The 4,654-nt window shown below is 76.2% G+C and carries 4 protein-coding genes, 1 pseudogene and 1 riboswitch; all 5 genes and pseudogenes read right to left on the reverse strand.

Annotation, left to right across the window (positions count from 1 at the left end):
• Positions 1 to 830: ABC transporter ATP-binding protein (locus IE249_RS35795; protein WP_229857158.1), on the reverse strand; the 830-nt coding region annotated here is incomplete at its 3' end.
• Entirely contained in the window at positions 827 to 1,936 is a 1,110-nt protein-coding gene (locus IE249_RS01125; protein ID WP_189702853.1) for a CbiQ family ECF transporter T component, read from the reverse strand. The genes IE249_RS01125 and IE249_RS35795, both read right to left, overlap by 4 nt.
• The gene (locus tag IE249_RS01130) at positions 1,929 to 2,576 is read right to left on the reverse strand and encodes an SCO2322 family protein (RefSeq protein ID WP_189703206.1); all 648 of its coding nucleotides are present in this window, start codon (positions 2,574 to 2,576) and stop codon (positions 1,929 to 1,931) included. Before IE249_RS01130 ends, IE249_RS01125 begins: the two co-directional genes overlap by 8 nt.
• A gap of 83 nt (positions 2,577 to 2,659) precedes the next feature.
• Positions 2,660 to 3,907 (reverse strand): SCO2321 family membrane protein, encoded by a 1,248-nt coding sequence (locus IE249_RS01135; protein WP_189702854.1) that lies wholly within the window; start codon positions 3,905 to 3,907, stop codon positions 2,660 to 2,662.
• 134 nt (positions 3,908 to 4,041) lie between these two features.
• A riboswitch (cobalamin riboswitch) is annotated at positions 4,042 to 4,099 on the reverse strand.
• Between the two features lie 105 nt (positions 4,100 to 4,204).
• Positions 4,205 to 4,654, reverse strand: a pseudogene (locus IE249_RS35800) (MBL fold metallo-hydrolase); the annotation flags it as partial.

Here is a 4,654-nt window from a genome sequence, read left to right on the forward strand (position 1 = left end):
GGGGACGGTTCGTGGCCCGTCAGACGGGCGCGGAGGTCCGTCGCGCGGCGGCGGGCATCGCGGACGGTCAGCGGGAGCGGCGACCAGCCCGCCAGCCGCCCGAGGCCCACCACCGGCGGGAACACCGGCGAGGTCGCCATGATCTCGGCGGGGCCGCCGAGGACCGGCGCGGCGCCCGGGGAGGGCAGCAGGACGACCTGGTCGGCGTACTGCACGACCCGCTCCAGCCGGTGCTCGGCCATCAGGACCGTCGTACCGAGGTCGTGCACCAGCCGCTGCAGCACGGCCAGGACCTCCTCGGCGGCGGCCGGGTCGAGGGCGGAGGTCGGCTCGTCCAGGACGAGGACCTCCGGGTGCGGGGTGAGGACCGAGCCGATCGCGACCCGCTGCTGCTGGCCGCCGGAGAGCGTGGCGATGGGGCGGCGGCGCAGGTCCGCGAGGCCCAGCAGGTCCAGGGTCTCCTCCACCCGCCGCCGCATGACGTCGGGGGCGAGCCCCAGCGACTCCATGCCGTAGGCGAGTTCGTCCTCCACGGTGTCCGTGACGAAGTGCGACAGCGGGTCCTGGCCCACCGTGCCGACCACGTCGGCGAGTTCGCGCGGCTTGTGGGTACGGGTGTCGCGGCCGGCGACGGTGACCCGGCCGCGCAGGGTGCCGCCGGTGAAGTGCGGCACCAGCCCGCTCACCGCGCCCAGCACCGTGGACTTGCCGACGCCGGACGGCCCGGCGAGCAGCACGAGTTCACCCTCGGGCACCTCGAAGTCGACGCCGCGGACGGTGGGTTCGGCGGCTCCGTCGTAGGTCACGGAGACGTCCTCGAAGCGGATCACGACGACTCCTTCGGAGGGCGGCGCACGGGCGCGGCGAACGCCGGGAGCAGGCCGAGCAGTACGGCCGCGGCCGGCCACAGGGGAAGGGAGGGGGCGACCAGCGGGACCACACCGGGGTGCAGGGCGTCCGGGGCGCGGGACGCGGCGAGGATCAGCAGCGCGGCGACCGCCGCACCGGAGCCCGCGACCAGGCAGGAGCGCGGGTTCCAGGTGTCGGGGCGGTAGCGGGTGCGCGGGGAGCGGCGGCCGCCGAGCCACAGCCCGGCGAGGGCGGCGGCGAGCCCGGCGAGCAGGACGGGCAGACCGTAGGTCCCGCCCTCGGCGGTGAGCAGCCCGTACGTCCCCGCGCACACGCCGAGCAGCCCACCGAGGGTGAGGGCGGCGGTGGTACGGCGCACGGCGGGCGCGACCTCGGCGGTACGGCCGTAACCGCGGCTGTCCATCGCGGCGGCGAGTGCCACCGAGCGCTCCAGCGCGCCCTCCAGCACGGGCAGCCCGACGTGCAGCAGGCCACGGACACCGCGGTCGGGGCGGCCGCGCAGCCGGCGGGCGGCGCGCAGCCTGCGGCCGTCGGCGACCAGGTGCGGGGCGAAGGTGAGGGCGACGACCACGGCCACGCCCGTCTCGTACAGCGCGCCGGGCAGGGACCTGAGCAGCCGGGCGGGGGCCGCGAGGGCGTTCGCGGCGCCCACGCAGACCAGCAGGGTGGCCAGCCGCAGCCCGTCGTACAGGGCGAACAGCACGGACTCGGCCGTCACCCGGCCGCCGACGCGGATGCCCTGCGCCCAGTGCGGGAGCGGGACTTCGGGGAGGGTCAGCAGTACGTGCGTACCCGGGATGGGCGAGCCGAGCAGGACGGCGAAGCCGAGGCGGATCACCAGGACGGCGAGGGCGAGCCGGAGGAAGGCGCTGTAGGAGCGGGCGGAGGGCGTGTCGGGGCGGCAGGTCACGACGACGTGGGCGGAGACGGTGAGGAGCAGGGCGAGCAGCAGCGGGTTGGTGGTGCGGGTGGCGGCGGTGCCGAGGGCGAGCGCCCACAGCCACCAGGCGCCCGGGTGGACGCCGGGCGTCTCGGCCGAGCCTCCACCGCGGGACCTCTCAGCCATCCCTGCGCCGCCGGGCCTGCCACACGGCCGCGCCGGCCAGTACGGCGACCACGGCACCGCCGGTCAGCAGGCCGGCGGAGGGCCCGCCACCGTCGTGCTCGCCGGTGCTCTTGGTGCCGCCGCTCTTCGTGCCGGCGTTCTCGCCGTCGCCGCTGGTGGTGACCTGCTCGCCGCAGCCCTTGGCCGGGTAGCCGGAGATGGCGCAGAGCAGGGCGTTGGTGTCGTAGCGCAGGGGCTTCGCGACGGCGGCCAGGGCCTCGGCCGTGGTCGCGTCGGACGGCACGCTCGCGCAGACGGTGCGCCGCGCCGGGGGCGTCTCGCCGGAGGGCGCGTCCGCGCGGACGCCGAAGTCCAGCACCAGCGCGACGCGCTTGCTGCCGTGCCGCGCCGGGGTCCGGTCGCAGATCGCGGCGAAGTCCGCGGTGCCGCGGGGCTTGCTCGCGTCCTGGGAGTCCGCGCTCACCGCGAAGCGGAAGCCCTGGACGTCGCCGTCGGCGGGACGTGCCGTGGAGGGTCCCTCGGTGGCGTACGTCCAGTGGCCGCCCTGGCGCTCCCAGAAGGACCAGTACCGGTAGCCGGTGGCCTCCGCCCGGCCCGCGCCCGCCGCGAGCAGCAGGGCCGCGGCGAGCAGGGTGCACAGGGCCGGGAGCGCGGCGGGCGTGCGGAACCGGAGCGCGGCGGGCGTGCGGAACCGGAGCGCGGCGGGCGTGCGGAACCGGCGTATCACGGCTGACGCCTGTTCTTCCGGCCGCTGAAGAGGAATCCGATGCCGATGCCGGCGACGAGGCAGGCCGCGACGAACCACCAGCCGTGGAAGCCGGAGGAGCTGTCCTTGGCGCTGTCCTTCGCCTCGGCGCTCTCGCTCGTGGCCGACTGCGGGGCCGGGCCGGTGGCGGAGAGTTTGGCGACGAGGTCGGTGCCGCCGAAGTCGCGCGGGTCGGTGCCGGTGGCGTTCGCCGCGAAGACCAGCTGGGCGTAGGCGGCGGGGCCGCTCTGCTTCGCCCAGGCCTCGGAGTGCTTCTCGAGCCACCGCAGCGGCTTCTGCGCCTGGCCGGCACCGCCCTGCGCGGCGAGGGCGACGACCGCGTCGGCGGTGTTGCCGTAGTCGGGCTGGTCGGTGGAGCCGGGCAAAACGGAGGTGAGGTAGCCCTTCTTGGCGACGGACTTGGCGAGGTAGGAGGCGCCGTTGGCGGCGGCCCGCTCGGGGGTCGCCTTGCCGGAGTCGGTGCAGTGGGGGGCGGCGCCGGCCTTGGGGGCGGGCTTGGCGGCCAGGCCCTGGCCGAGCGCGGCGGTCACTCCGGCGGCGGTCGCGTCGGCGTTGGCGGCGAGCTTGCCCTTCTTGTCGGGCTGGTAGGCGAAGGCGCCGGCGCCCGCGTCGCCGCCGGTGCAGGGCAGGGCGAGCTTCAGCAGGGCGTCGTAGGGGGACTTGCCGCCGGGCTTGCCGTCCTTGCGCACGTCGGCGGGCTTGAGGCCGGTGGCGGCGAGGGCGCCGACGACGACGGAGGTCGAGTTGGTGTCGCTGGGGCCGCCCGGCGTGTAGCCCCAGCCGCCGTCCTTGTTCTGCACGGACTTCAGCCAGGTGACGGCCTTGGCGGTCGCGGAGCCGTGGCCGCCGAGCGCGGCGAGGGCCTGCACTGCGGCGGCCGTGCTGTTGGTGTCCACCATCACCTTGGCGTCGCAGGCGCGGGCCGGGTCGGCGCGGAACGCGGCGAACGCGCCGTCCGCGCACTGCTGCCCCGCCAGCCAGTCGACCGCCTTCGCGGCGGGCCGCACACCCGCGGTGTGCTGCGCGAGCAGGGCGAGGGACTGGCGCCAGACGCCGTCGTACTTGGGGTCGGTGTGACCGTAGAGCCCGGAGGGCAGCACCGCCGAGGGGGACGGGGAGGGGGACGAGTCTGCGGCGACGGCGGGTGCCGCGGTGCCGATCACGGCGACGGCGGCCAGGGCCGCGGCGCTGCGGCGGACGTTCATGGGTGCCTCTCCCTGCGGAGCCGGGCAGCACGGGACACCCCGGCGGCTCGGCTCCGTAAACCTCGACGGTGCGGTGTGCCGGCGGGCCGCCGACGCACATGAGCCGGTCACGCTCCCGCCCGGGGCAGTCCGGCTCGCCGCCCTCGGGGACGGCTCACGGTTGCGGGTCAGCGCCGGATTCCCACCGGCTTCCCCCCGAACGGGTGTGATGACGACCCGGCCACTGTACCGGCCCGTGGGCGGGCGCCTGGGGGGTGGCTGTGTGGGACGGCGGTCACGCGGCGGGTGGGACGGCGGTCACACGGTGCGTACGTACGTGACCGGGCCGGTGCCCGGGACCGGTTCCGCTCGTCCTTGCTTGACCAGGTGGCGTAGGTGGGACTCGGCTTCGGAGACCGCGATGTTGCGGGAGGAGCGGGGGATCTCGTCCCAGGGGCGGTTCCACCGCATGCGGGTGGCGAGCTGCCAGGGGGTGAGCGGCTCGGAGAGGAGGGCGAGGAGGGAGGCGAGGCGGTGTTCGTGGTGGGCCAGGAGGTCCCGGACGCGGGAGCCGGCGGTGGTGAAGGGGTGCTGGTGGGCGGGGAGGACCTCGGCCGGGGTGAGACGGCCGACGCTTTCGAGGGAGGCCAGGTAGTCGCCCAGCGGGTCGGTGACCGTGGCGTCGTCGGGATCCTCGTAGAGCCCTATGTGCGGGGTGATCCGCGGCAGCAGGTGGTCGCCGGAGAACAGGCGGCCCCGGCCCGGGAG

It is taken from the genome of Streptomyces anandii JCM 4720 (assembly GCF_014650655.1).
Classification (GTDB): domain Bacteria; phylum Actinomycetota; class Actinomycetes; order Streptomycetales; family Streptomycetaceae; genus Streptomyces; species Streptomyces anandii.